The 26,632-nt window shown below is 66.1% G+C and carries 23 protein-coding genes; 18 read left to right on the top strand and 5 right to left on the bottom strand.

Annotated features, from left to right (window positions below):
- Positions 1 to 172: 172 nt before the first annotated feature.
- Positions 173 to 934, top strand: a complete 762-nt coding sequence (locus tag DFR69_RS19215; RefSeq protein ID WP_110038961.1) for a MerR family transcriptional regulator — start codon at positions 173 to 175, stop codon at positions 932 to 934.
- Positions 935 to 1,106: 172 nt separating this feature from the next.
- Positions 1,107 to 1,310 (top strand): hypothetical protein, encoded by a 204-nt coding sequence (locus DFR69_RS19210; RefSeq protein WP_110038960.1) that lies wholly within the window; start codon positions 1,107 to 1,109, stop codon positions 1,308 to 1,310.
- 214 nt (positions 1,311 to 1,524) lie between these two features.
- Here DFR69_RS19210 and DFR69_RS34075 read toward each other — a convergent pair whose 3' ends face one another.
- Complete coding sequence (locus DFR69_RS34075; RefSeq protein ID WP_146229358.1) at positions 1,525 to 2,271, bottom strand: hypothetical protein; 747 nt, start codon at positions 2,269 to 2,271, stop codon at positions 1,525 to 1,527.
- A gap of 81 nt (positions 2,272 to 2,352) precedes the next feature.
- Positions 2,353 to 4,296: a gamma-glutamyltransferase family protein gene (locus DFR69_RS19205; RefSeq protein ID WP_110038959.1), complete on the bottom strand. Its 1,944-nt coding sequence runs from the start codon at positions 4,294 to 4,296 to the stop codon at positions 2,353 to 2,355.
- A gap of 556 nt (positions 4,297 to 4,852) precedes the next feature.
- On the opposite strand from DFR69_RS19205, the gene DFR69_RS19200 reads away from it, so the two are divergent.
- The 7 genes from DFR69_RS19200 (at position 4,853) to DFR69_RS19170 (ending at position 15,396) form a co-directional block, all read left to right on the top strand.
- Entirely contained in the window at positions 4,853 to 5,191 is a 339-nt protein-coding gene (locus DFR69_RS19200) for a hypothetical protein (RefSeq protein ID WP_110038958.1), read from the top strand.
- 252 nt (positions 5,192 to 5,443) lie between these two features.
- Complete coding sequence (locus DFR69_RS19195; RefSeq protein ID WP_167456330.1) at positions 5,444 to 7,942, top strand: helix-turn-helix transcriptional regulator; 2,499 nt, start codon at positions 5,444 to 5,446, stop codon at positions 7,940 to 7,942.
- A gap of 293 nt (positions 7,943 to 8,235) precedes the next feature.
- Positions 8,236 to 10,626 (top strand): ATP-binding protein, encoded by a 2,391-nt coding sequence (locus tag DFR69_RS19190; RefSeq protein ID WP_186817450.1) that lies wholly within the window; start codon positions 8,236 to 8,238, stop codon positions 10,624 to 10,626.
- A gap of 159 nt (positions 10,627 to 10,785) precedes the next feature.
- Positions 10,786 to 11,214 carry a VOC family protein gene (locus DFR69_RS19185; protein WP_110038955.1) on the top strand — a complete coding sequence of 143 codons (429 nt, stop codon included), beginning with the start codon at positions 10,786 to 10,788 and terminating at the stop codon, positions 11,212 to 11,214.
- 24 nt (positions 11,215 to 11,238) lie between these two features.
- Positions 11,239 to 13,221, top strand: a complete 1,983-nt coding sequence (locus tag DFR69_RS19180; RefSeq protein ID WP_146229357.1) for a hypothetical protein — start codon at positions 11,239 to 11,241, stop codon at positions 13,219 to 13,221.
- A gap of 5 nt (positions 13,222 to 13,226) precedes the next feature.
- Positions 13,227 to 14,594: a cytochrome P450 gene (locus DFR69_RS19175; protein ID WP_146229356.1), complete on the top strand. Its 1,368-nt coding sequence runs from the start codon at positions 13,227 to 13,229 to the stop codon at positions 14,592 to 14,594.
- A gap of 64 nt (positions 14,595 to 14,658) precedes the next feature.
- Entirely contained in the window at positions 14,659 to 15,396 is a 738-nt protein-coding gene (locus DFR69_RS19170) for a hypothetical protein (protein WP_146229355.1), read from the top strand.
- Between the two features lie 25 nt (positions 15,397 to 15,421).
- Here DFR69_RS19170 and DFR69_RS19165 read toward each other — a convergent pair whose 3' ends face one another.
- Both DFR69_RS19165 and DFR69_RS19160 read right to left on the bottom strand, forming a co-directional pair.
- Complete coding sequence (locus tag DFR69_RS19165; protein ID WP_208644012.1) at positions 15,422 to 16,096, bottom strand: hypothetical protein; 675 nt, start codon at positions 16,094 to 16,096, stop codon at positions 15,422 to 15,424.
- Between the two features lie 105 nt (positions 16,097 to 16,201).
- Positions 16,202 to 16,741, bottom strand: a complete 540-nt coding sequence (locus DFR69_RS19160) for a hypothetical protein (RefSeq protein ID WP_146229354.1) — start codon at positions 16,739 to 16,741, stop codon at positions 16,202 to 16,204.
- A 200-nt stretch (positions 16,742 to 16,941) separates the two neighbouring features.
- On the opposite strand from DFR69_RS19160, the gene DFR69_RS19155 reads away from it, so the two are divergent.
- From DFR69_RS19155 to DFR69_RS19145, 3 genes are all read left to right on the top strand, one after another.
- The gene (locus DFR69_RS19155) at positions 16,942 to 17,361 is read left to right on the top strand and encodes a VOC family protein (RefSeq protein WP_110038949.1); all 420 of its coding nucleotides are present in this window, start codon (positions 16,942 to 16,944) and stop codon (positions 17,359 to 17,361) included.
- A gap of 133 nt (positions 17,362 to 17,494) precedes the next feature.
- Entirely contained in the window at positions 17,495 to 18,778 is a 1,284-nt protein-coding gene (locus DFR69_RS34070) for a phage tail tip lysozyme (RefSeq protein ID WP_146229353.1), read from the top strand.
- A 41-nt stretch (positions 18,779 to 18,819) separates the two neighbouring features.
- Positions 18,820 to 20,061, top strand: a complete 1,242-nt coding sequence (locus tag DFR69_RS19145) for a serine hydrolase domain-containing protein (protein WP_110038947.1) — start codon at positions 18,820 to 18,822, stop codon at positions 20,059 to 20,061.
- Positions 20,062 to 20,283: 222 nt separating this feature from the next.
- Here the strand turns inward: DFR69_RS19145 and DFR69_RS34065 are convergent, their stop codons facing one another.
- A complete protein-coding gene (locus DFR69_RS34065) occupies positions 20,284 to 20,466 on the bottom strand; it encodes a hypothetical protein (RefSeq protein ID WP_146229352.1) in 183 nt (60 codons plus the stop codon).
- A 200-nt stretch (positions 20,467 to 20,666) separates the two neighbouring features.
- On the opposite strand from DFR69_RS34065, the gene DFR69_RS19135 reads away from it, so the two are divergent.
- The 6 genes from DFR69_RS19135 to DFR69_RS34545 form a co-directional block, all read left to right on the top strand.
- Entirely contained in the window at positions 20,667 to 21,767 is a 1,101-nt protein-coding gene (locus DFR69_RS19135) for a GAF domain-containing protein (RefSeq protein WP_244198355.1), read from the top strand.
- A gap of 96 nt (positions 21,768 to 21,863) precedes the next feature.
- Positions 21,864 to 23,420, top strand: coding sequence for a type I-E CRISPR-associated protein Cse1/CasA (gene casA, locus DFR69_RS19130; RefSeq protein WP_167456329.1), 1,557 nt, complete (start codon positions 21,864 to 21,866; stop codon positions 23,418 to 23,420).
- Between the two features lie 23 nt (positions 23,421 to 23,443).
- Entirely contained in the window at positions 23,444 to 24,193 is a 750-nt protein-coding gene (locus DFR69_RS19125) for a type I-E CRISPR-associated protein Cse2/CasB (RefSeq protein ID WP_110038943.1), read from the top strand.
- The gene (gene cas7e, locus DFR69_RS19120) at positions 24,190 to 25,329 is read left to right on the top strand and encodes a type I-E CRISPR-associated protein Cas7/Cse4/CasC (protein ID WP_110038942.1); all 1,140 of its coding nucleotides are present in this window, start codon (positions 24,190 to 24,192) and stop codon (positions 25,327 to 25,329) included. The genes DFR69_RS19125 and cas7e overlap by 4 nt, the downstream gene beginning before the upstream one ends.
- Positions 25,326 to 26,060 (top strand): type I-E CRISPR-associated protein Cas5/CasD, encoded by a 735-nt coding sequence (gene cas5e, locus DFR69_RS19115; protein WP_110038941.1) that lies wholly within the window; start codon positions 25,326 to 25,328, stop codon positions 26,058 to 26,060. The genes cas7e and cas5e overlap by 4 nt, the downstream gene beginning before the upstream one ends.
- Positions 26,057 to 26,632: type I-E CRISPR-associated protein Cas6/Cse3/CasE (locus tag DFR69_RS34545; RefSeq protein WP_110038940.1), on the top strand; the 576-nt coding region annotated here is incomplete at its 3' end. The genes cas5e and DFR69_RS34545, both read left to right, overlap by 4 nt.

Here is a 26,632-nt window from a genome sequence, read left to right as displayed (position 1 = left end):
ACGAGACCTGGATGTCGGGCATCGGCGTGCAGGCGGCACAGCGGATGCTGGCCGACATCGCCCAGGCGACCGGGGTGACCCTGCCCGCCGAGTGACCCCCGCAGCCGTTCTGCGGTTACCCAGTGCACGCTGCTGTGCGGACCATCCGTCCGGGTTGTGGTTTCCTTGACTCATGGCAGCGGGTGTGGAGTACACGATCGATGAACTGGCGCGTGAGGCCGGTACAACGGTTCGAAGTCTGCGCGTCTACCACGAACGCGGAATCTTGCCGTCGCCACAGGTCAAGGGACGAACCGGCTACTACAGCGACGACCACCTCAAAAGGGTGCGCACCATCAGCAGGTTGCTCGACCGCGGCATCAAGCTCAACGGCATCCGGGAACTGCTGAACGCGTGGGGACGCGGCGATGACCTGGGCGACATCCTGGGGGTCGACGAGTCCACCGAGCCGGTCGATGAGGCTCGCCCCGGCGCGACGACGATCACGGCGAGCCAGCTCGCCGATCGATTCCGCGATGTGCCCAACGGGCCCGCGCGGGGTGTCGCGGCCGGCCTCTATGAGCCGCTCGACGCGACGACCTACCGAATCGTGAACCCTGACCTGATCCGGTGCCTGGATGTGCTCGTTGACTCCGGTGTACCGACCGCCGACGCGCTCGCGGAGTTCGAGCAGCTCCGCGTGGTCGCCGACGGAATCGCCCTGCGAACCGTGGACCTCGTGCGGCGAACCGCTCTGGCACGGTATGAGGCATCGGAAGGTGGCGCAGCGGACGTCACGGAATTCGCCGAGCGGGTGACGGTGCTGCGCTCGGTTCCGAGCCGGGTGGTCGCGGACTATGTCGAGACACTCGTCGGTCGCCGACTGGGTCAGGACGTCGAACTGAGCGCGGCCCTGCCCGATGTCCCCGCTGCTCCGCCGAGCCAGGATCGGTGAGAGCCAGCCGCCGCACCCCGTGACCGGGGCGTGCCGCACCCGAAAGGTCGTGTCCGTCCTCATACCGACCGGTCTACCGATGAGATTTGCGCACCGATTGCTGCAGGCTCAGCTCGTGACATGGACGCCGGTTCGCCGGTATCGAGAAAGGGACACGATGAAGAGAATTGGCATGGTTGCAGCGATTTTCGGTGTGATCGCGACCGGATTGGCCGCGGGCACAGCCACCGCGGACACCTATGTCGGCCGCTACGCCACCGAGTGGGAGTGCGAGGCGGTGGCCAGCCAGTACCGAGGCAGTGACGTGGGCGCCAACTGCAACTACGTCACCGGCTTCGGCGATTGGATCTTGACGACGTACTCGATCGGCGGCTGATTCGGCGCTGTGGCGGTCGTGATCGACGACCGCGACCGCCACGATGCCCACCGGCGCGACGATTCGAGATGGTCGGTTGGAAGAGTGGGCGTCACCTCGCTGTCTGGGCTCGCGGGGGCAGCTGCGCAATGCCGCCGCCGGAGTTGGAACCGGGAGTCAGTGCCTGCGGTGACCCCCGGTTCCGGTCGGACGTCTATCCGCCCAGAGGTATCTGTCAGTGGTTGGACAGGTTGTCGAAATCGCCGGGTCGGTCGTTCGGTACGACCGGGTACGGGAACTCGTCGGCCGACACTTCCACGATGCACAGCGGCTCCTGCGGGGTATGCGCGCGTAGTTCTCGGGCTCGGGCCCCGCCAGGCTCGGGACCGTTGCACCCAGTCGGTACCGGAAGTTCGACATCGTCGAAGTCTCGACTCGGAAGTACATGGACAAATCCTCGCCGGTCCGGGCCCTGCAGGGCGTCGAACCGATCGGCTGGAACTCGGTAGACCGTCTGCCCCGTGTGATCGGTGAAGTAGTCGCATCCCTGGATCCGTCCTTTCACCAGCGCGCGGAACGTTGACACGTCGGTCTGGCGGCTCGCGCAGATCGCGGGCTCCCCATCTGGCACCGGAATGCCATCGGGCCTCTTCCAATACGCCTGGCGCGGCTCCAACTCTGGAATCGGATAGCGCGTGCCGTGAAAAACCACGTCCTCACCGTGCAACTTCGCAATCCTTTCCAGCGCGTCATGCCCGATGACAATCGGTGGCCCGACTTCATGCACTGGCCTTTGCGCGTGTGATGGGGCGTGGATGGCCTTTCTTTCCGCCAGCTCACATCCGTCGACGGCGCTTACTGTCTTCCGAATCTCCTGTGGGACCTCCGCGGCGAGCTGCTGCAGGTCAGCAGCAGCTCGCCGGAGCGATTCCTCGAGCTCGTGTCTGGCCCGCCTGAGGAGTTCATCGATTCTGGCCGTCACGTGTCTGCCTGGCTTGATGGCTGGACCTCCCGCCGTTGGCCAATGACGGGAGATGGGTGACGTCGTGCCAGCACTTCCATCTCAGGGAGTGTCGCCCAAGACGGCGCCTTCGCGCCGCGGGTCGGCGCCACCGATCCATCCGGTGTCGACCCTGCTCAATGCGCTGACCCCACTGGTTTGCGGCGCGATCGAGACCACGTGGCCGAGTTCGCGCAGCCGGGTCACCAGTGGATCGTGGCGCCCGTCGTCTGTGGCGTCGATTGCGGGGTGCTCGCCGCCGACCGCGGTCGTTTGGCTGTTGCTCGCGCCGAAGGAGACGCCGGAGGCCGCTTGCTGCGGGTCCAGGCGCCAATCGAGGACGCCAATCAGTGTCCGCACGACGAACTGGATGATGGCGGAGCCACCGGGTGAGCCGATGACATGGGTGAGATCACCGCGAGCCCCGTCGGCAGTCCGGTCGAACACCAGCGTCGGCGCCATCGAACTACGGGGCCGCTTGCCGGGCTGCACTCGGTTGGCAACCGGAGTGCCATCGGCACCAGTCGGGTCGGCGGCGAAATCGGTGAGCTGGTTGTTGAGCAGGAAGCCTTCGGTCATGTGGAAGGAACCGAACGCGGACTCGACGCTGGTGGTCATCGATGCGGCATTGCCGTAGGTGTCGACGACGGAGATATGGCTCGTTCCGTGCTCGGGCGGCTGCGGACCGACTCCCAGCGGAACCGCGCCCAGCTCACCGGGTTTCGCGATCCCCATACTCCGATTCGGGTTGATCAGCGCCGCGCGTTCTTGCAGGTACTTCGGCGCGATCAACGCGCGGGGCAATTCACCTGGCATCGGAACGAACTCGGGGTCGGCGACATACTTGTCCCGGTCGGCGTAGGCGAGTCGTTCTGCTTCGGTGATCAGGTGGACCGCCTCGGCCGTCGGCCTGGCACCGTCCCGCGGGTTGGATCCCGCTGCGTCGGCGGGGCGCAGCGCCGCGAGGTCGAAATGCTCCAGGATGCCGAGCGTTGCGGCGACCGTGCTACCACCGGAGGAAGGCGCGGGCATACCGCAGATCTCGTGGGTTCGATACTTGGAACAGAGCGCGGTTCGCCGCTTGGGTTGGTAGCTGCCCAGGTCGGCGGTGGTGATCCGGCTGGGCGTGCGGTCGTGTTCCGTCGAGGTCGCGGAGGCGACGATCGCCTCGGCGATGGCGCCGGTATAGAAGGCATCCGCACCCGAGCTGGCGATGGCTCCGAGGGTCTTCGCCATGGCCCGGTTCGTGAGCCGGGTGCCGGCGGATTTCGCCGAACCGTCAGGATTCAGGAAGTACTCTCTCGCGGCGCCGTCCCTGGCGAGTCCGTACGCTGATTCCGCGATCTGGGCAGCCAAGCGAGGGCTGATGTCGAATCCCTGGTCCGCGAGTGCGATTGCGGGTTCGTACAGTTCCCGCCAGCTGGTCCGGCCGCGTTCGCGGTGGGCCATCTCGAGCATACGGAGTACGCCCGGAACGCCGATGGATCGGCCGCTCGCGCGCGCATCCGGTTGCGGTGCGCGGCGATCGGTGTCGCTGACCCACCGGAGGTCGTTCTCGGTGGCTGCAGCGGGTGCGGTCTCACGCCCGTCGTAGGTGTCGACCTGTCCGCTCGCCGCGTCGTAGTAGACCAGGAAAGCGCCGCCCCCGATACCGGAGGCTTGCGGCTCGACGAGCCCGAGGACCGCCTGCGCGGTGACGACGGCATCGGCCGCCGTACCGCCATCACGCAGCACGCGGCACGCCGCCTCCGAGGCCAGTGGATTGGCTGTCGACACGGCGAACGTCGAAGTGCGGACCGCGGTCATTCCGGAGCGATAACCCGAATTGATCTCAGGGTCCGTGCTCGATGCGTTCATTGCGCGGGAGGCGGGCACAGAAGTGCCGTTGGAGATGGGGGAGCACACGGTCGATGCGGTGTTTTCGCTGGTTGAACAGCCGCTCAGCAGACCGATCGCGAGGACGGTCGCCGATGTGATACCGGTTGAGATGTACTGCGCGCGTTTCATTCCCGGACCGTAGACCGGCGCCGGCGGGGCGCTGCTCCCACTGTTGAGAATGCGCCGTATTCGCATTCGCCGGTGCTGCCGGTTCACTCCGCGCCCATTTGCCCGACGGCTGCGGGATGGCCCGGATCCAGCCATCTCGCCACAGCGTGCCAGTCCATGGTCGTCATCGGTGTGACGAGTGTTCCCTTGAGCTGTGCGCAGTGTCGGTGGATCCCGCGCTGTCGGTCCGTGTCGGAGGACAGCTCCTTGGCGCAGTGAATGCAACGGTTGCTCTTCATCTTTCTTTCCTGATCGCCGTTGTCGTGCCGACTGTCCCCTCGCTGCGGCTCGACGTGGATAGCTGTGGCGATGCTCCCGCGCGGCGATTACGGCCAGCATCGGTAACGGCCACGCAGGAGTAGTCGGCGACACGTACGTAGGCGGTCCGAGGCGCGGAATGATCCTTCCCAGCGCTGGGAATGTTTGGGTGATGTGATCCACGACCCGTTTGTTAACGTGCCGCTATACAACGGCACGTTATGTGTCGGCAGTCATATTGAGCAGTCTGGAGTCGGACATGAACACGCACGGCAAACCCTCGAGCGTTCGTAAGCTGGCGTTCGGCGCCGCGCTGATCGGCGCGATCCTCGGCGGTGCGGTGATGACCCCCGCCGTCGCGGGAGCCGAACCACGGTCGGGCCACGCTCCTGGTGGGCACGACAGCACCGGATGGGATCACATCGACCCCATGGGGCGTCACCACGAGTCCGATGACCCGCGGACACTGGCCGACCAGGACGATGCACGCCGGGAGTACTACCGCAACCATTACCGCCGTGAAGGCTCGCACCGCCTTCCCGGTACCGGCTCCAACGGGGGCTGGGTAATCTGCCCGCTGCGCGCTTCGTGGTGCTGATCGACGGAGCGGTCGACCACTTGGCAGGTCATGGATGAAGCGTGGCACCGGATCGGGATCGGCGTGTGCGCGGTCCGGTACCTCGTGACCGGCAAAGGGCTCACGGCACGGGCGATATTCGCTGATCGATGAAGCACTGGCGAGTCGGGTCGCGAGGTTCTCTTCGCGGCGAGAGGAAGGACTAGGGTCAACGTTATGGGTGCTAGAGACCGCTCTGGAAGGCCTGGCTCGCCCGTAGGTCCGTCGACATTCGTGGGCCGGCAACCGGAGCTGGATCAGATCATCACCCTGCTCCTCCGGTCGGCACGGCTCGTCACCCTTATCGGACCGGGCGGGATCGGCAAGACCCGTCTGGCCTCCGAGGCAGTGGCCAGATTTCAGCGGAGCACCCATACCCCGGTGCATTGGGTGCGATTGGCGAGACTCGCCGCCGGGTCGGGCGCTGCCGCGGTCGAGGAGGAACTCGCGCACGCGCTGATGGAAACCGACTTCTCGTCGAGGTCCGGATGGCAGGCGATCATCGACGCGCTGTCGAGCAATGATGGTCGCGCCGGACAGACGGTCCTCGTCATGGACAACTGCGAACACGTTCTCGACGGGGTGGGGGAGGTGGCCGATCGCCTGCTCGGAGAACTTCCGCATCTGAGCATCCTGGCGACCAGTCGAGGTGCCATCGGATGGATAGACGAGCACCGGTTCATTGTGCCGCCCCTGTCGGATGAGCAGGCAGTGGCCTTGTTCAAGTTGCGTTCGGAGCTGATCGGCCGCCCGGTGATCTCTCCGGACCAGCGCGAAGTCATCGCCGCGATCTGCCGGCATGTGAACAATCACCCGCTCTATATTCGGCTAGCGGCAGCACGGTTGGTTCGCCAACCACTACCGGTGATTCTGGCGGACCTCACCGGTGAACCAACCGATGATCAGCGGATGTGGTGGATGGACGCGCCGCGAGTCGGGACCGACCCCCGGCACCGTGGCGTCCGGGACGTCATTTCCTGGTCGTACGACCTGTGTGACGTGCACGAGCAGGTCCTGCTCGAGCGGATGTCGGTCTTCGCGGCCGGATACGACGTCAATCCCGAGGACTCCGCGGACGGAGCGCTCGATGTCGGCGCCGAACTCGAGGCGATCGAGGAGGTGTGCTCCGATCCGGACGGTACTGTCGCACCCGCCGCCATTACGAGGGGAATGATCGGCGACCTGCTCGATCAACTGGTGGACCGATCGTTGGTGTCGATTCACATCACGCCGACGGCGGTGCGGTACTCACTGCTGGAAAGCATCCGCATCTTCGCCCAGGACCGCCTGGCGCGGCGTTCCCGCGACGAACGCCCACGGTTGGAACGCCGCCATCTGCAGTACTACCGAGACAAGGTCGCCTTCGCCGCCACCCACTGGTGCGGACCCGACGAGCTGGAACTCGTCGACTCGGCGCGAGCCGCGTGGGCCAACATCTCGACAGCGGTCGACCGGGCCGTGCTCGACCCCGAACAGGCCGTCCTGGCACTCGAGATCTGCCGCGGCCTGCTCGAGATGAGGCTGCCGTTCCTCGGCTGTTCATTCCGCGAGATTCGCCAATGGACCGAACGGGCACTCTCCGCGACCACCGGGCTGGACACGAAGGTGTCGAAAGACCGGGAAAACGCGTTCTCCCTCCTGACATGGATCGCGCTGTGTCAGGGCGTACACGAGGATGCCGCGGTGATGCTGGAGGAGTGCGCGCGCCTGTGCCTGGGTGACCCCACCGGAAGCGTGGATTGGCGGCAGTCGGCCGCCTCGGGCAGCGGCTTGTCCGCCGCCTTGGAGTGCGCATGGGGCTTCGAACTGCTCATGGTAAAATCCGATCCTGATGCGATCGCCGTTTTCGGCCGGGCGGTCGAGAAGTTCCGCGAGGAGGGCAATATCGGGCGGTCGGTCATGGCGGAGCTCTTCGGTGCGATAGCGGCCGGCCTGTTGGGCACCGACGACGAAGCCGAAACCTTGTCGACCAGGCACCTCGCCCGTGCCGAAGGCTACGGTGGTGGCTGGCTCGTGTCCTGGGCCCGGCTGGCCCGGGCTGTGGCGCTCACCCGGGCCGGCAAGCTGAGCGAGGCATTGCATCTGGAACGCCTCGCGCTGGAGTGTATGTCGCGCATTCGGGACCAGTGGGGTGGGTTGTGGGCCGCGCAGTTCCGGATCTGGACGCTCGCGCGGGTTCTGGAGTCGATGCGGGCAGACAAGCCCGATCGGGCACGCAGAACGGATGTGGCGGTGGAAATCGCGCAACTCGCTGGCGGGACCTCGGCCTTCGTCGCTGAGGCCGGCATCCAGTTCGGCAGCCTTCGTCCCTTTGCGTCTGCGTCGGAACAATCGTTGGCGATCGCTCGGGAAACCCTCGGCGAGAAGGCGTTCGCCGCCGCCCTGGCGCAGGGCAGGGAGCTCAGGATGGATCGTCGCGAGCTGCATTCGCTGGCAATGGGTGAGCTGCCCCTGCGCCGACAGGCACCGGATCCGGCGGTGGCCTGGAACCAGCTGTCGCCGGCGGAGTCCGATGTGGCGGTGCTCGCCGCGGCGGGCTGGACCAATACCGCGATCGCGGTTCGCCGGGGGAGTTCGATCCGGACGGTGGATTCGCAGATCGCCTCGGTGTTGAACAAACTCACGATCTCATCTCGGGACGAAATCGGCCGATTGGTTCCCCCGGGCCTCGAAGACCGAGTCCGCGCTGAGGCGCTTCGCCGCCCTGAGCGTCAGCGGCGTCCCCAGCTGTAGCGCGTTGAACTGGGACTGCACGGGGACACTTCCTCGGTCGTGCGCGAAGAGGCCGTCGGAGCGCGGAGTGTGCCGACTATGTTGGCGTCATGGGCGTTCGAGACCTTTCCGGAAGGCGTGGCTCGCCGGCCGACCCCTACGCGTTCGTCGGCCGGCAGGGAGAGCTGGACCAGGTCATCACGCTCTTGCTCAGGTCGGCGCGACTTGTCACCCTCGTTGGTCCAGGAGGAATCGGGAAGACGAGGCTGGCGTCCGAGGCGACGAGTCGATTTCACCGGAGTACAGGCACCCCGGTGTACTGGGTTCGGCTCGCCCGGCTGCCGGCCGGGGCATCGGCAGCTTCGATCGAGGAAGAGATCGCCCACGCGGTGATGGAGACCGACTTTTCGCCCAGATCAGGGTGGGAGGCGATCATCGGCGCGCTGTCGGGAACCGACGGCACCGCGGAAGCCGTGCTGGTCATGGACAACTGCGAACATGTATTGGAAGCCGTGGGCGAGGTGATCGATCAGCTGCTGGCGGCGGCGCCGAACCTCAGTATCGTGGCAACGAGCCGGGGAACGATCGGGTGGACCGACGAGTACCGGGTGTCGGTGCCGCCACTGTCGGTCGACCAGGCCGTGGAGCTGTTCCGATTGCGCTCGGAGCTCGTCGGCCGTCCGTCGGCAGGCCTGGGCGAGCGTGAGCTGATCGCCGAGATCTGCGATCACCTGGACAACCATCCCCTGTATATCCGTCTCGCGGCCGCGCGATTGACCCGCAAGCCGTTGTCGATGATTCTCGACGAATTGAGCGGCGAGCCCACCGACAGGAGAATGCAGTGGTCGGATGCGCCGAGGGTGGGAAGTGATACCCGGCACCGTGGAGTCCGCGATGTCGTCGCATGGTCATACGAACTCTGTGAGGAGCCCGAACAGATTCTGTTCGAGCGGATGGCGGTGTTCGCTGCGGGCTACGAACCGAACCCCGAAGACGCGGCGGGTGGCGCCGGGCCCGACATCGGGGCGGACCGGGAGGCAATCATTGCCGTGTGTTCGGATTCCGACGATGCCAACGCATCGAGTGGCGTCACACCGGAAACGATTCCCGATCTCCTGGACAGGTTGGTCGATCAGTCGCTTGTCGCGATCCACCTCACCCCGACGACGGTGCGGTACTCACTGCTGGAGAGCATCCGGGTGTACGCCCAGTACCGCCTCACACAGCGCTCCCATCACGGCATGGACGAGCGCGCGCGGTTGGAGCACCGGCACCTGCGGTATTACCGTGACAAGCTCGCCGCCGCCACAGCGAACTGGAGCGGCCCCGGAGAGCGGGAGTACCTCGACTGGGCGCGAGCGGCATGGGGAAACATTCTGACCGCGCTCGAGCGGAGCGTGGCAGACCCCGAACATGCTGGGCTCGCGCTCGAGATCTGTTGGGGCCTCCTCGAGATTCGGTGGCCGTTCCTCGGTTGTTCCTTCCGTGAGATTCGGTTGTGGTCGGACCGAGCGCTCGCCGCTACCCAGCAGCACGGTGCCGCTGAGGCGGTTACCGGTCGCGATCGGAATCGGGAACTGGCGGATCGTCGCCTGGAAACGATTGCCCTGCTGACACGAATCACCATCTGCCAAGGGGCGCACGAGGACGCTGCGGCCATGCTGGACGAATGTGTGCGGATATGTCTCGGCGACGACGTCGCACAGGCGGACTGGCGCGCTGTCGTCGGAGCGGACACCGAGCTGCCCGCTGCCGTCGAATGCGCGTGGGGATTCGAATTGCTGATCGTGAAGGGCGATCCGAGATCGCTGTCGGTCCTGGAGCGGGCGACCGCGAAGTACTACGCGGCGGGAAATATCGGGCGAGCGGTGGCCGCCGACCTCTTCGTAGCGCTGGCGGCCGGGGTATTCGGTAGCGACGAGGCCGCCGAGCAGACGACGGCGAGATACCTCGAGCGGGTTCGGGACCTCGGCGCGTCGTGGGCGCGCTCGTGGGCGCAGTTGGCGCGGGCAGTGGCACTGACCAGGTTGGGACGGCCGAATGAGGCATTGCGATTGGAGCGGGCCGCGCTCGATGACATGATCGGCGCTCGCAACAGGTGGGGAGAACTCTGGGCGATCCAATTCCGGATGTGCACACTCGCCTCGATTGTGGAGCGGCTGCGTGTGAGCAGGGCAGACCGGACGCGGGTGACCGCGCTGTCGGGGGAGATAGGTCACCTGGCGGGTGGAATCGAGACCGTCGTCGCGGAGACCAGCATCGACATCAGCGGTATGGGACCGTTCTCCGCGAGCACTTCGAACGCCATCGGAATCGCGCGCGAGGCGCTCGGAGCGCAGGCATTCGCCGGTGCCGTGGCAGAGGGCAGGAAGCTCCGGGTGGATCGCGATGAACTCCAGTCGCTGGCCATGGGAAGAATCCCGCTCGGCCGGACCGCGCCTGAGCCCGGCTCGGTCTGGACCGAACTGTCCGACGCCGAATCCACGGTGGCAGTCCTCGCCGCTGCCGGCTGGACCAACACGCAGATAGCCGTTCGCCGAGGCAGTTCGATACGCACTGTCGATTCTCAGGTCGCTTCAGTACTCCGGAAGCTGTCGATATCGGCTCGCGAACAGATCGTCGACCTAGTCCCGCGGGACCTGCGAGATCGGGTTCGCGCCGAAGTCGTACGACGGCCCGGACGTCAGCCGAGATCCGCGAGATAGCGGGTGGCGTCCCGGTCGCAGCGCTGTCACGCGACCAGGATCGGCATGGCCGTCGAACGGGTCCGTCGGTAGATACCGATGACCTACCGATGATGTCGCCCGGGTGTTCGCGGAAGGGTGAGGCGACGGGGCTTCCCGCAATTTTTGAAAGGACATCCGATGTTTCGTGGACTCGCAACGGTCACGGTGTACGCCGACGATATCGCTGCCGCGGAGGAGTGGTACACCAAGGCGCTCGGCGTCGAATCCTACTTCTCGTTCCCACATGAAGGTCCACCCGCTTACGTCGAGTTCCGGATCGGAGACTTCGGTCACGAGCTGGGAATTGTCGATGTCCGGTTCGCTCCGCATCCCAAGTCGGAAGAGCCGGCGGGGGCGATCGCCTATTGGCATGTCGACGACTTGGAGAAGACGCTGGCGCACCTGCTGTCCATCGGGGCGAAGGACCACGATCCGGTCACCCATCATGGCGACGGCATCGGGTTCATCACCGCCTCCGTCATCGACCCGTTCGGCAACATCCTCGGGATCATGACGAATCCGCACTTCCTCGAGGTCGTCGAGGCGCGGAAGTCCGAGACCAGCTGACTCGAAGCTGAAGGAATCGGTGCCATGTCGACGAGTAATTCTCCCGCCGCCGGGTTTCGGCCGGAGGACATGCACCGACTACGGGTCGACGGCCGCGTCCCGATGAACATCTGGGACGCGGCCGCGTGTGGCCTGATCGGCGGCGCCGGCTGCGCCGGACGGCTGTCGGGGTTGGAATTCGGTTCAGAAGACGATGTACGCGAGCCGAGTCGAGACGAAGTGCGCACGGGGACCTGGTTGGCCCGGGATCCGTCCTACACTCCCTACGAATCGTCGGCCGTGCCGCGTCACGCTGCCGGTGACCGACTCGCCGTCGCGGCTATCGAGACGGTCTTCTCCTCTGAAGTCGTCGCCAGCGTATCGGCCAGTCCGCTCACAGCGATAGTGATGGCCGCGGCGGCGTCGGTCCGAGTGAATCTCTCCTCCGCCCCGGGCGGGCGATTGTTGACCGCGCTCGCGGCCGCTGCCCCTAAGAAGGGCGGCGAGATCAACCGGCTGATTCCCGAATACTGCGCGCGCAACGCCGCGACGCCCGAGGACGCCGCGACGATGGCCATTCGCGACTACTTCGCCTCGTGGTTCGCGTGGTGCTTCCCCCGGTGCCTCGACGGTCGGATGCCCGACCTGTGGGGATCGGCCTTCTGCCTCACCACCGCAGTCGACTACGTCGGCGTGGCCGACGCCGCGGGAACCTTCGGCAGCGAGGAATATCTCGCCGCCGCCAGTGAGGGGCTGGCCTGCTTGCGCGGAGATATCGCGACCCAAGTCCTGCGGGACCTGATCGTCGCCGACGCGTTCATGCAGGTGAAGGCAACCGCGGTGTCTGCCGTACGCGGCGTCGACGATCCAGCCGATTACTTCGACGCGAATGGCCATCCGGTCACACCGACCGAGGTCCTGCGAGCTCGCATCTGGGACGGTGTCTACTACGTCATCCTCCGCGCCATCATGAGCGAGTCCGGCTACCGGCACCTCACCGACCGACAGGGGAACTTCTCGGCGGCCGACCGCTGCGGAAGAATCAAACGCGCGCTCGACAATGGCATCCGGTACGACGAGATCATCGATGTGGCGTCGGACTACACCCAGGGGGAGTGGCTCAACGAGCTGTGCGTCGCGTTCGCGATGCGGGGCAGTCGAGCCGTCATGGGCTACGGGGACGCGTGTGCACGCGCGACCGACGATGCCATCGAGTGCCCGTGCGGGGAACTCGGCCATGAAGCGGCAGCGGAGGTTTCGATGGGGAACCTCCTCTTCTACCTGGTGACTCCGCGGTATGTCGTGCAGCGTCAGTTGGCCACATACTCCGAGGTGGGTGGCTACGTTCAGGAAGCCTTCGCGTGGCCGGCCGCAGGAGCAAGGCTGCTCGCCGCCGCCCGCACTCACCTGAGCTCCGGAGACACCCTCCACGCAGCGAACTGGGAGCCGCTGTGGACTGCGCAGGACGCCGCGCCCTCGGACGCGGTGTCACCGGCGCGCGAACTGGCCCGCCGAGCCGTTCGACGGAGTTTCGTGGGTGCGCCGGGCGCGATGGCGGCACGCGACTGCGAAGCCATCGCCGAGCAAATACTCACGGCGTGCGACGAACTCGATGACCTCTCGCAGCTGCGCGCGCTGGATGCACGATGGTGTGAGTTCTTCGACGCGGTGCTCGACCGATTGATCACCGACCAGTGTGCCCGCCGACAAGCCGATGCCGAACTCCGGCCACTGATCGGCCAGATCTGGCGGCAAGCCATCGTCGGCCACGACGATGCGCGCGACCGCTCCGACGAGCGTCTCTACCTCGACGTCGACGCGGCGATCCGGCGAACTTTCTCCCTCGAACCTCCCGAGGGGCTCGCCATCAGGCGGGCCTTCCTGGGAGTCACCACCGGCGCCGCCGAACTGAGCGGGCTGAATCCTTGCGCGCGGTTGTCCGATGGAGTAGCCGGACTGATGTCGGACGCCGAGGCCTTCGGCGAGACGATGTGCACCTCCTCCGCGGCGCGAGCGGGCCGGGCGTGATCGGTATGAGCACGCGCACATCGATCCGGGTCGCGCCCGGAGCCGTTCCGGTCCTGGGCCACGCCATCCCGCTGCTTCGCGACCCGATCAAGTTCCTGGCCACCCTGCCCAGCTACGGGGACCTGGTCGTCGTGCGGATCGGAGGCTCGGCGGCGATTGTGGTCTGCGATCCGGAACTGACCCGCCGGGTATTGCATGACGACCGCACCTTTGACAAGGGTGGCGCCTTGTACGACAGGGCGCGGGATGCGGCTGGGAACAACGTGATCACGTGCCCCCACGCCGAGCATCGTGAGCAACGCCGCTCGCTTCAGCCCGCCCTGCGATCCGAGCGCCTGACTGGATTCTTGCCGCTGATGCTGGACGCGATCGCCGGCGTCACCGAGTGCTGGCATGACGGCGGAACGATCGATGCGCTGGCCCAGATGCATCTGCTGTCAGTGCGGACGTTGCTCGCGACACTCTTCGGTTCCGCGCGCATGGGAGCCGCGGATCTTCCCACCATGATCGATGACGTCTCGGTGGTCACTGCCGGCATCTATCGCCGGATGCTGACCCCGCGCCTGGTACGCGACCTTCCGACACCGGGCCAGCGCCGATACAGCATCGCGAACAAGCGGCTGCGACAGGTGGTTTCGGGACTGATTGCCGATCGCCGAGCCGACGCGACCGAGGGCAATGATCTGCTCTCGATCATTCTCGCGAGCGAGTCCAGCGCGTGCGGGGCCGGGCCCGGTGATCCCGGCGTCGGCGACCAGGTCATGGCGTTCCTCATCGCCGGGACGGATACGACGGCTGACCTCCTGTCGTGGACCTTGCACGTGCTCGCCCACAACTCGGCCCTGCAGGACAGGCTCCACGACGAGGTCGCCGCCATCGACGTCCGCGGACTGAGCTTCGGCGATCTGTCGCAGTTGGTTTTCACGCGGGCTCTCCTGATGGAGACGCTCCGGCACTTCCCGCCGGTCTGGATTCTCACCCGGACCGCGACCACGGACGCCGAACTCGGCGGGTACAGCATCGCCGCGGGCACCACGCTGGTGTGCAGCCCGCATCTCATCCATCACCGCGCCGATCTGTATGAGAGTCCCGCAAGCTACGACCCGGATCGGTGGCTCGGTGAGAACCCGCGTCATCCGCGAGCAGAACTGATTCCATTCGGCATGGGTGCCCGGAAATGCCTCGGCGACAACTTCAGCTTCACCGAAGCGACGCTCGCGTTGGCGCACATTGCCGCCCAGTGGCGCCTGGAACCGACGTCCGGCCGCGATCTGCCAGCGGCGGTGCCGGGCGGAACGTTGAAACCACGCCCGGGCGCCACTCTCCGCACAGCCAAGCGTGCCAGCGCTTTTCGGCGGGTCGCGGAAATCTGATGCCTTCCCAGTGTGGGTAATGATGGTGCGGGCCGGACGAATATCGCGGTCCTAAACTGCAGCAATGGTCGAATCAAGTCATACCGGCGCTGAGAACGGAACGCGTTGGATTCTGGAGCGAGTATTCGGCGAGACGGAATCGGCGGGATTCGGCAAAATCCTTCGTGGCAATAGGGGCTATGTTGTCGCCGCGGTCGGAAGTGTGGCGACCTTCCTGCTGCTGTTCAAACCGTGGGTCGAGGCTGTGGGAGCAGACGGCAGAATCACGGTGAACCCGTTCGGGAAGATGCGGGTGTCGAGCACGCTGGTGGCACTCTGGTCGGCGTCACCGCCTCCGGCGGCCCGGATCAACGGAACCTGGGCGGTGTTGGCATCCCTGGCCGCGGCTGTCACCGTATTCGGCGTGGTTTTCGGACTGTGGTTCCGGAACAGTGGGATGGTTCGGGCCTCCGCGTGGTCATCGGTCGCGCTATCGATCTGTATCGCGCTGGCATTGGTTCATCTGAACAACAAGGCGCCGGAGGTACGGGAAATGCTGGCGGTCAAACCGATGCGGGACCTCGGAGCGCACCTCGGCCTCGTGCTCCGATGGTTGTCCGGCAACGGCAAAATCCCGGTGCCGGGCGTCAACCGGGTCACCTACACCACCGCCGGGTTGACCCCCTGGGCGTGGGTGGCAGGAGGGACGGCGGTGTTGTCGGCCTCGGCAGCCTGGTCACAGCGGTTGCGTGAACGTCGCGTCGCCCGGGAGACCGAGCGAGAACCGGCGGCGGCACCCGATGACTCGGTCGGTGGCGAGTGAGTTCGGAGCTGTTCGGGTGATCCGGTCAGCCGAACGCCCCGACAACCGCGAGGGCGATGCATCCGGCCAGCGCGGCGATCGTCAGCGCGATCGTGCGTGGCGTCGGTCGAGGGGCCTGCCGAAGGAGCTCGAATCCGGTGGGGACAAGCGCGACGCAGAGTCCACTGAGTGCGACCACCGACAGAATCTCGGTGCCCTTCAGGACTCCGAGCGGTAGCGCGCACATGAGCGCGAGGCCCACAGCTCGGACGCGGCCGAGGACTGCGCACCGGTAGGCGCCGAAGGCCAGCACCAGCCATCCGAGAGGAATGCTGAATGCGAGAAACTGGAACAGGTGCAGATCCGCATAGGACTCCGCGACGATACCGGTGGCGAACTCGGCGTCATGATGCCGCACGAGGCCGAACGCCGTCTGGTCGACTCCGGCATGAAAGGTCCTGGTGAAGAGCCCCAAGGTGACCAGCGATCCACCCCAGACCGCCAGGGTGGGACTGATGCGCCCGATATCGGCGGCCAGATGCGTGATCGCGGGCCACAGCGCGACGGTGCCGGCGGCGAAAGCGATATACGCCGCGGTCATCACCCGAGGATGTGATTGGACGGCCGCGAGCTGGTGGGTGAAGAACATCGGAAACGGCGCGCGGAGCAGCGCCGCCGCAAGGAGCAGCAGAGGCCCGACAATCATCGCCGAGCCACTCACCCACCAGCCGGGGTAGTGGAAGCCACTACGCACTACGCGGCCTCCGAGCAGGTCGCCGGTCCGTGCAGCCGGGGGTTGGCGCGTGATCGATCCGAGTCGGGCCGGTCACGACCGGTACCATCCGATCGGCCCGTCGAGTGAGTACCCGGCCTGGAACATCCCAGCGATATTGACGGGATGGTCGGACAGCACACGCCATTTGTTGTCCTTGCTGAATCGAAGCAGGCGGGTCTGGCCCGGCTGTGGCACCGAATCGACGTGGCCGACAACGCCTTCGTCGACGAACTTCGGATTGCCGATTTCATTCGCGGACACCGACAGCATGTACGACGGGCCACCGACCGCGAGGCGCAGGCGGTGGACGGCGACGGTGCCGGGGCCTGCTTTCGTGTGCATGGAGCCGATCGGCTCGGTCGCGGTGAATCCGTGCTGATGGACAGCGGAATCCGCCTCTGGCTGGCTGAGGGTGTAGAACCAGCCGGCCTCGTTCGATGTCTTGAATTCCTGGATTGCGGCGTAGTCGTCCGTGACCGGTGCGGGGGCAGCGACGGCGACGGTGCCCGACGCGCCGAGTCCCGTACCGAGCACTGCGACGAGCACTGGAACGGCGGCCATCATGGCCCTTCGAGAGATCCTGATTCCCACGTGATTCCTTTCGTGTCGGCGACACAGCAGTCGCCGGGACTGAGGCTGGCGGAGGAATGGTGGCCGTCGCATCGGTAAGCGGATCGGTAGCTGGAAGGAAGCCAGACGTCCTGAGCTACCGATGCGGAATGCGAGGAAATCGCCTGTGATCGGAGGTAGCGGGCAATCACGCCCGGCAACGACGGGAACGAGGTGTCGACGTGCTTCGAGGACTGGCAACTGCGAATTTTTATGCAGACGACCTGGAGGAGGTCAAGACCTGGTACGGCGCAGTCCTCGGTATCGAGGCGTACTATGCCTTCCCGCCCGAGGGCGAACCGGCGTATATCGAGTTCAGAGTCGGAGACTACGAGCACGAGCTGGGTTTCGTAGACAAACGCTTCGCACCTCCGGGTGCGGCAGCCTCTGCGGGCGCCATCGCGTATTGGCACGTCGACGACCTGCAGGCGGCGCTCGACCGGCTACTGGAACTGGGTGCGACGCTGCATTTGCCGATCACTCACCATGGCGAGGAATCAGGGTTCTCCACAGCGTCGGTGATCGACCCGTTCGGAAACATCCTCGGTATCATGTGCAATCCCCACTATGTCGACATCCTGAACCGAAGCAGGCACACCTGAGTGCCATGGCCTCCTCCTTCGCGCTCGGGCGCCGATGGTGATGTTCCCACCGCAGGGGACCCCCGATACTGGCCCGTGACAGCACAGGCCCGGCTATCGCGCCATGTGTGGTGCCCTGGAACGGAGGATGGACATGACCGTGCTCAGTGAGCCCGACTCGCCGGTCCCCGGGCGGCACCGTCTGCAACCGATGCCGAAGCCGCAGGGCGCTTCCCGCGAGCTGGTCGACGCGATCGACCACGGCAAGGAGATGCTCGAAGGCCTGTTGCGGCAGTTGGGCACAGGAGCCGTGGCCGCGCCGACTCATCCGCCGGGCTCCGACCTTCAAGAAGCGGTCGCGACCGGCGCCATGCGATCGTTCGGGTCGACGATGATCGAGAAGTACCGCGAGGCCGTCTCGGTTGTCGATCGAACACGGGATTCGATCCGGGACAGCGACCGGAATGTCGGCGCCGCTGCGGCCCTTGCGGCAATCGCGACTGAGAGCGCATATTCCGATATCAAGGGGTACGCCGAGGAACTCCGCGAAACGCTGGCGAACGCCCCTCCACCAATACGTGCCACGCCGACAGAGCGAAATCCCGATCCACCCTGGCACCTGGCGCCCGATGTGGAGGTGAAGCTTCTCGCGGCCGTTGCTCGCTCGGTGAGTAGGGCCACCGACCGAATGGTGGCCCTCGACTCGACACTGCAACAGATCGCGCAGTCGATTCGATCCTCGGCACCGGCCGAACCAGGCGCCGAGGCTGGTAGGCCCGCAGAAGGACCGCAATCTACGGCAAGCTCGCAGGGCGGCAGCCCCGCCACCTCGGCGGCACTGCCATCGGGCGGTAGTTCAACGGGAGGCTCGAGTCCGCTCAGCAGCAGCGCGGGTAGCGGATCGAGCGGTGGCCGACGTCGGTCGGCATCTCGGGGTTCCGGCATCAACTCCTCGTCCGCGGGCGCTCAGCCGTTGTCCGGCGGGCAGCAGGCACGGGCCACGGATATCTATCGGTACCTGACCGGGAAGTACGGTCTCACACACAACGAGGCGGTCGCGATTCTCGGCAATATGCAGACCGAATCGAACTTCGACACCGGCGCGGTGAATCACGCCGAAGGCGCGATCGGGTTGATCCAGTGGGAAGGGGGCCGCGACGATGCCCTGCGCAGCTTCGCGGGCAATCGGGTCGGGGATTGGCGGGCGCAGGTCGACTTCATGATGCATGAGTTGACGACCTCCGAATCCGGAGCCTTCGCGAAGTTCAGGTCCGCGGCTGCCGAATCGCCTGCGGCGGGTGCTGCGGCGTTCGACCAGTACTACGAGCGGAGCGCCGGAACAACGCGGCAACAGCGAATCGCCAACGCCCAGCGGTTCGCCACCACCATCGCCCCAGCGGGCAGAAACGATGCTGACGCAGGCCAAGTCGCCGTGTGACGAATCGGCCGGTCAGCGCGACTTATGAGAAAGGTAGGCCGATGATTGCAGACTCTGTGCCGATGATCGCGGGGACGGTCGCGACCGGATTCGAGCGCGTTCGCGAGGAGTTCATGCGGAACTTCACGGAGCGCGGCGAGGTCGGTGCGGCGTTGACCGTGACGGTGGCGGGCAAAACCGTCGTCGATCTGTGGGGCGGGCTCGCTGATGCCGCATCGCGGCGCCCGTGGTCCGAGGACACCCTGGTGCATGTGTGGTCGAGCACCAAGGGCGCGACAGCGTTGTGTGCGCACTTGCTGATCGCGCGTGGCGAGCTCGATATCAACGCCCCGGTCACCCGTTACTGGCCGGAGTTCGCGGCCGCGGGCAAGGCGGATGTTCCGGTGCGCTACCTGCTCAGCCACCAAGCCGGTCTGCCCGCGGTTCGCGAACCGCTGCCGCACGGTGCGTTCTACGACTGGGATCTGATGACCGGCGCGTTGGCCCGCACGGAGCCGTTCTGGACGCCAGGCACCCGTCACGGGTATCACGGCTTGACCTTCGGATTCCTGGTCGGCGAACTCGTCCGCCGAGTTTCCGGGCAAGGGCTCGGTGACTTCTTCCGCAGTCAGGTCAGTGACCCACTCGGGCTCGACTTCTGGCTCGGGTTGCCGGAATCGGCGGAGGCGCGGGTGGCGCCCACGATCGCCCCCGACTTCACCGCGCCTGGCACCGACGTCCCCGGGCTGTACCGGACTGCCATGGCAGAGCCGGGATCAGCGGCAGGTTTGATGCTGTTCAACTCGGGGGGATACATGACGCCGGGCGAGTCCGACACGAGAGCTGCCCATGCGGCGGTGATGGGCGGTATCGGTGGTGTCACCAATGCCCGCGGACTCGCCGGCATGTACCGGCCGCTCGCACTCGGCGGCTCCTTCGACGGCGTGCAGCTGGTGGCACCGAGCCAGATCCCGCTCATGAGCGCGGTGGAATCCGCGAGCTCGATCGATGCAATTCTCGGTGTACCTACCCGCTTCGCCCTCGGATTCGTGAAACACATCGACAACCGGCACCTGGCCGCGGGGGACAGGGAGGGAATCCTGTTGAGCGACGCCGCATTCGGACACGCAGGCATCGGCGGTTCGCTGGGATTCGCGGACCCGAGCGCACGCATGTCGTTCGGTTATGCGATGAACCGGCAGGGTTCCGGTCTCGGGGTGAATGATCGAGGTCAGGCTCTCATCGACGCGGTGTATCGTGCCGTCGGATATTGTTCCGCTGACGGCATGTGGTTCCGCGCGTGAGTGTCCTGCTCACTGCCTGACGGCACGGTCAGCTCTCGGATTCGTCGACAACCGAGGTGATGCCTACGTCGGCAATTCCACCACCGCACATCAACTCTGCGGTTGTGCATACGGATGACGGACACCTACCGAAAGCGTGACGCTCGACATACCGCCCAGCGTTGCGCGTGAATTTGCAGCCGAGAGCGGAACAGATCATCCGTCGGAAGCTGCGACATGTACTCACCTCACGACAATCCGCGCGACGACGTTCGTCGGGACGAAGAACTCTGCCACATTCACGTACAGTTCGACTGCTCCGCGATCGAACTCGACTTCGAGGACTATCACGCGATAGCCAGCAGTTTCGCGGCCGCGGCCGCCTCGGTCGGTGTGGTCGTCACCATCGACAAGAACATCTCCCACCGCGATCCGCCCCTCCCATGTCGCCAGTTGTGGTCCTGATCGGCGCATGCGGAGGGCGCTGACGCCACTCACGTAGGTACCAACACCGCGCGGTCGTACGCGCCTCACCGATGCCGGGACTCCCGGTGCGGGGAAGAGTCGGACTTGATGCACACAGGTGCTTGTGCCTGCTTGATCTGAACATGACGGAGGGAGGCGTGATGGTTCCGTGGATAACGGTGGAGACCTTGACCCCGGAAGCGATCGCGGTGGCGTCGGTAGGAGCCGAATCGCGGGCATTCGCTTCGTGCGAGCGCGTACTCCAACGCCTGCTGGGTAAGAACCGGGCCCTCTACGACGTGCTGACGACTCGTGATCTCGTCCACCTCATCGCCTCGGCGCGCGATCACGCGGAGGACGCGGATCTCCGTTTCGCCACAGGCGCCGGTGAGCAGCGACTCCTCGTCCGGACCGTGCCGGGGCCGAGCGGAGATGTCCACGCCGTCCGGCTGTGGCTCGGCCCTGCACTCGCACGGGTGCCCGCGCTTCCCGCGGCAGCGGGCTTGGTCTGGGATCTCCCCTCTCAGGTGATCCATCAGCCCACCGGCATTCGGCACCTGACCGGTTCAGGCGCCGAAGAATACGCGCCAAGACTCTCCGTGGCGGAGTTGTTCCAGCGGGTGTCCAAATTCGACCGGCACGTCGAGGTGCTCGACCTGCTGTATGCGCCACGAACCGGTCAGAAGCTGCAGTTCGAAGCGACGGTCGCGAGCCGGACAGGGCGCCGGGGCGTATGGCGGATCACTGTGCGGGCCCGAAGCGACGCGCAGACTCGCGGCGCATGGCTCTTGGTCGAAGATCTCACCGCCGATGCGGAACCGTTGACATGGTCCGCGCTCGACCACTTCGGGCTCCGTGAGGCACATCGCCGTGCGGGCACGCATCTGGCGATCATGCAATTGGACCAGGGCACGATCTCGCATTGGCTCACCGAGCCGGCTCCGTGGGTTCGGTGGAGCGGATTGTTCGAACCGACCGACGTATTCCATCCGGACGATCGGGTTCGGTTGCAGGCCTTGGCCGGTCGGCTCGGACCCGGCGACGCGACGGAGATCACGGTGCACACGCTGGCTCGGGATGGTGGATACGCGCCCACTGAGCTTCTGCTCTACCCCTATCCGGGGTACTCGGCGGTCGAGTTGACCATCGCGCAACTCGTCGCCGCCGAGAACGTGATCGAACGCTTGCGATCTGCGCCCGACGCGAGCCGGCAGGTTCGGAAGGAGAGGGGAAATTGGGCCGCGCGGGTACCGGCATCATGAGACTGCTTGCCAGCGTTGGGAATCCCCTACGCTGCCGTTGTCGCGAAAATCGCAGACATTCGAAGTCGGTGGGGACAGCTCGAAAGTGACGATCAGGTGAATCTGCGAACCCTTCCCTGGATTCCTGTGCGCAGGGAGAGCGAAAGCCGGGTCGAGAGCCTTGAATCCTTGTTCCGCGAAGCGCATTCGATCCAGGATCTTGCGGTGTGCCTCGTGCCGGCGGCGACCGGGTTGTGGCGGATCCTCACCGTGATCGCTGCCAGGATCACTGGATTGGACAACCCGGACCTGGGCGAACACGAATGGCTATCCCGCCGCGATGCGGTACTCGCCGATGGTCGGTTCGACGGTGCCGCCATCGGTGCCTATTTCGACAGCTACAGTTCGCGTTTCGATCTGTTCGACGCCGACCGCCCGTGGTTGCAGGACCCGCGACTTTCGCGTCAGTGCGCTCGGACCAGCGGGCTGAACACCCTGATTCTCGGCCGCCCGGCCGGAAACAATCAGTCCTGGTTGTCGCATCACCGCGACAGTGATCCGGTGCCGATCAGTGCGGGTGACGCAGCGCTGCAGTTGATCGCCCAGCTGTATCACGGGACGCCGGGCCGCTGCACGGCGCGCAGGGTCGGCGCCTGGACCGACGCCACTGCGAAGTCGGCGCCGTTGCGCGGGCTCGTTTCGTACCACCCGGTCGGCCGGTCGGTGTTCGAGTCTTTGATGGTGTCGGTTCCCTACCTGCCGTACGACGCGACGCGGCACGGTCCGGATTTCGCGTGGTGGGAGCTCCCGGAGCTTCCTGATCCGCTGATGCCACCGAATCCGGCCTACGGGGTCGGGGGAGTGCTGACCGGGCGATTCTGTCACGCGCTGTTGCTGATCGGTTCCGAAGACGGAGAACGGGTCATCGATGGCTATCGGACGTGGGGTGTGCGGGAGCCGGCTTGGTCCGCCGACGATCCGTTCCTGATCTACCAGCTCAGCAAGACCGGACGGCGGTATCCGCGCTACGCCGACGCTGATCGAGCGCTGTGGCGAGACGTGGACGGAGTACTGCTCGACGACGTCGGATACGAACACAGCAGTTGTCCTTCGGTTTTCGCGCGCGCGAAGCTTCTCGCCGACACGCAGCTTCTCGACGCTTTGCGGGTGCGTGCGTTCGGATTCGACCAAGACCGGGCCCAGGCTACCGACCGGCAGTGGTACACCTCGACCACGCCCGCTGTGTTCGGCATGGTCGCGGATCGGCAGGCGGCCGTAGCCGCCAGTCGGGCCCGCATGACCGCGGAAATGGTGGCGAGAAGACTGGATCGAGCGGTGCGCTCGGCCTGGATCGCGGTCAACGATCCATCCAACGGCGGCGTCGAGAGCGTGCCCGTCGCCAGCCCGAAAGCCGGACCCGTCCGTCGCGAATCCGACATCGCCGCCGGCCCATGGCAAGCCGCCGCGGCGGCTCGGTACTGGCCCGCTGCCGAACGTGAGTTCTGGCGCCAGATTCGCGAAGGCGACCTCGACCAGGCTTCACGGCGGTTCAGAGCTCTCGGCCTGAGGGCATTCGGTGCCACCACCGAGCGCGCGGGCCGACGGCCGCGGGCCCGGCGCGCCATCGAACGCGCACGCGCATCGATGTTCGACATCGGCGGCACGCCGTCGTGACATCACCGACGACAGGATTTGCCATGCCCGAGAATCGGCACGGAGTCGACGCGCGCGCTCGCGCGCTCGTCAGCCAGGTCGAACACATCCACCGCACGAGCAGGATCTACCGAAGCAGTCGGGCGGCCCGCGCAGAGCTTCGCCGCACCGTGGGACTCGCCCCTGATGACCCCCGTGCCCGCGGGGCCCATCGTATCGTCGCGCCACACCTTCCCTTCGGCGCCGACGCGGCGGTCGAGCGAGCGTTCTACGCGGTGGCCGCCATGATCGCGGCACAGCCCCGGCCCGGACGAGGCGGCGGCACCGCGGTCACGGTCGACCCCGCACCCCCGGTCCCGGGCGAGACAGGGTCCGACGTTCGGCTTGGCCCGCGGGGGTTGGGGAGCGATCAGTCAGCACAGCCGGAATCCGAAGGCCGACAGCAGGACAGGAGTCATCGACGATCGGCTCTCGGCCCGAGCTTCGGTGTCTCGCTCGCAAAAGCTGTCGCAGCGGGACTCAACGAAGACGCGACAGCCGCCAGGCTGCAGGTCCTGTGCCGGCAGAGCATCCGTGGCTTGCATCGCCAGGTGCCGCGGCTGGCACAACAGATTCGCGAGCGCGATGTCGAGATCTCCTGGGAGCGCCTGCTCGTGGACCTGGCCGATTGGGGATTGTCGCGCGATGTTGTCGCCCGCTGGTGGCTGCAGGACTTCTACCGCACATTGCACACCATCAACCGTCGGAAGAGCACGCCGACCGATTCCGAGGCGCAAGGAGACGAACAGCTTTGACGAGCACACAGGCGCCGCGGTTCCTCGACATCCACCTCCTGCAGACCGTGCCGTACAGCAATCTCAACCGCGACGACCTCGGCTCGCCGAAGCAGCTGGTCTACGGCGGAGTCGAACGCACCCGGGTATCGAGCCAGGCGTGGAAGCGGGTCACCCGGCACGCCGTCGAGCGGGCGACCGGCACCTACGCGGTCCGGACCCGCCGCGTCGCGAAGGAGGTGAGCCGACGGCTGCAAGCGCGGGGATGGAGCCGCGACCTGGCCGACGCCGCGGGTGTGCAGGTACTCCGCTCGGCGGTCAAGGACGCGAAGAAGGACGGGCTGGCGGTCGAAGCCAACGGCAGCACTTCAGTCCTGCTGTACCTTCCGACGGACGCCTTGGACGCCTTGGCCGCGCTCGCGGAGAAGCATCGCCCCGAGATCGAAAAGCAAGCCGCAGCGAAGAAGGCCACGGCGGCGCTGCCGACCGCGGACGTCGCCGCAATCCTCAGCAGCAGGAACGGCAGCATCCACTTGCTAGGGCGAATGCTGGCCGAACTGCCTGACGGCGAGGTCGACGGCGCGGTGCAAGTCGCGCACGCGTTCACCACGCACGGGACAGAACTGGAGATCGACTTCTTCACCGCGGTCGACGATGTGCCGTCCGAGACGCGAGGCAGCGGGCACATGAACAGTGCCGAGTTCTCCGCGGGAGTGTTCTACCGTTACGCCAACATCGACCTCGAAGGGTTGAGCACGAACCTGGCAGGTGACGCCCCGCTCGCGCGAGATCTCACGGGCGCATTCCTGACGGCCTTCGCGACAACTGTCCCCACCGGAAAACAGACCTCGACGGCGGCGCAAACCCTTCCCGAGCTCGTGCATGTCGCCGTACGGTCGGACCGCCCGGTCTCGCTCGCCGCGGCGTTCGAGGCACCGGTTCGGGCGGGTGGGCGCGGATGGGCTGAGCCGTCGCGAAAGCGACTGTCGGAGTACGCGACTCGCCTGTCTCGTATGTGGACCGCCGACACCGTCTGCTGGTCGGGGTTCGCCACCGTCGACGATGCCGACTTCGCCGGGCTCGGTAGCCGAGTCGAGTCCGTGACCGAGCTGCTGGCTGCTGCGGCGACCGTCGCCTACCCCGGCTCCAGCGCATGAGCGGTTTGCTACTGCGACTCGCGGCGCCCCTGCAGAGCTGGGGCGAACACAGTGCGTTCGCGCGCCGTGACACCCAACCGTTCCCCACCCGCTCCGGACTGGTCGGCATGTTCGCTGCCGCGCACGGCATCGAACGATCCGACGAGGCCGGCCTCGCACGGTTCGAGCAACTTCGGTTCACCATCCGCGTCGACCGCCCCGGCATCCAGCTCCGCGACTTCCACACCGTCGGTGGAGGACTCGCGGCCCGCCACACCGTAGTGACCGCGCGGGGTGGCCGTCGCGCTGCCGGAAAGGGCACTATCGTCACCCACCGGTACTACCTGTCCGATGCAGAGTTCACCGTCGCGGTCGAGGGGCCGGACGCCTTGCTCAGCGAACTCGCTGATGCGATCAACCGTCCCCGCTGGCAGCTCTACCTCGGCCGCCGGTCGTGTCCACCAGAACAACCGTTGCTGATCGGACGCAGCGAAACCCCTCTCGAGGACCTGCTGACCAGGGTGCCGATACACGCCCGGCACCGGTCCGGCATCGACGTCATCACCGATGGTCAGTCCGGAACCGGACCGTGCACGGAGGTGGCGGACGTTCCCGTCAGCTTCGACCCGCTTCGTCGTCGACACCACAGCCGTGTCGTCGTCACGTCCCACCGTGAAGCACCGCGGCGGATGTGGCGACCACGCGCGGCCGACTATCAGGACGCGTTGTTTGCCTATATGGGGGTGTCATGAGTCTGTGGCTGACTCGGATCCAGCTCGACCTTCGTGACTATGCCGTCCGGCGCGATCTCGCGAGCGCTGTCCAGCTTCATCGCACGATGATGTCGATGATGCCGGCGGGACTCGGTGACAATCCCCGGAGCCGGTCCGGACTGTTGTTCAGGGTCGAGGAAACACGCACTGCTACCTCGCTGCTCGTACAGAGCAGGTATCAGCCCGACGTGACTCGTCTCCCGTCCGGGTATCGCGACGCGATGACGAAGAGTCTCGACGGGCTGCTCGGCGGACTCGCGAACGCGACCCGAGTCCGGTTTCGTATCGTCGGAAACCCGACCAAACGGACCCCGCGCGGACATGAGAATCCAGGAAAGGTTGTCGCCCTGCGCGGTGCTGACGTGGAGCAATGGTGGATCCGGCGGGCGCGGGACTCCGGATTGATCGTCAGCGCCGTGGTGGCAACCCAGCTGAGCGATATCTCGGAAAGGCGGCACCGTCACTCGGGTCCGATCCGTCACGTCGCGACTCGCTTCGACGGTATCGCCACGATCCACGATGTCGACCTCGTCCGCAGTGCGGTTGCCGAC

This window comes from Nocardia neocaledoniensis, assembly GCF_003182135.1.
Taxonomy (GTDB): domain Bacteria; phylum Actinomycetota; class Actinomycetes; order Mycobacteriales; family Mycobacteriaceae; genus Nocardia; species Nocardia neocaledoniensis.
The sequence above is the reverse complement of the archived record's forward strand: the minus strand, read 5'-3'. Positions and strand labels throughout refer to the sequence as shown.

Excerpts from the sequence above, each read along its gene's own strand:
- DFR69_RS19215 (WP_110038961.1), top strand. The coding sequence starts at position 173 with ATGGCAGCGGGTGTGGAGTACACGATCGATGAACTGGCGCGTGAGGCC.
- DFR69_RS19210 (WP_110038960.1), top strand. The coding sequence starts at position 1,107 with ATGGTTGCAGCGATTTTCGGTGTGATCGCGACCGGATTGGCCGCGGGC.
- DFR69_RS19205 (WP_110038959.1), bottom strand. The coding sequence starts at position 4,296 with ATGAAACGCGCGCAGTACATCTCAACCGGTATCACATCGGCGACCGTC.
- DFR69_RS19200 (WP_110038958.1), top strand. The coding sequence starts at position 4,853 with ATGAACACGCACGGCAAACCCTCGAGCGTTCGTAAGCTGGCGTTCGGC.
- DFR69_RS19185 (WP_110038955.1), top strand. The coding sequence starts at position 10,786 with ATGTTTCGTGGACTCGCAACGGTCACGGTGTACGCCGACGATATCGCT.
- DFR69_RS19180 (WP_146229357.1), top strand. The coding sequence starts at position 11,239 with ATGTCGACGAGTAATTCTCCCGCCGCCGGGTTTCGGCCGGAGGACATG.
- DFR69_RS19175 (WP_146229356.1), top strand. The coding sequence starts at position 13,227 with ATGAGCACGCGCACATCGATCCGGGTCGCGCCCGGAGCCGTTCCGGTC.
- DFR69_RS19170 (WP_146229355.1), top strand. The coding sequence starts at position 14,659 with ATGGTCGAATCAAGTCATACCGGCGCTGAGAACGGAACGCGTTGGATT.
- DFR69_RS34070 (WP_146229353.1), top strand. The coding sequence starts at position 17,495 with ATGACCGTGCTCAGTGAGCCCGACTCGCCGGTCCCCGGGCGGCACCGT.
- DFR69_RS19145 (WP_110038947.1), top strand. The coding sequence starts at position 18,820 with ATGATTGCAGACTCTGTGCCGATGATCGCGGGGACGGTCGCGACCGGA.
- DFR69_RS19135 (WP_244198355.1), top strand. The coding sequence starts at position 20,667 with ATGGTTCCGTGGATAACGGTGGAGACCTTGACCCCGGAAGCGATCGCG.
- DFR69_RS19125 (WP_110038943.1), top strand. The coding sequence starts at position 23,444 with ATGCCCGAGAATCGGCACGGAGTCGACGCGCGCGCTCGCGCGCTCGTC.
- cas5e (WP_110038941.1), top strand. The coding sequence starts at position 25,326 with ATGAGCGGTTTGCTACTGCGACTCGCGGCGCCCCTGCAGAGCTGGGGC.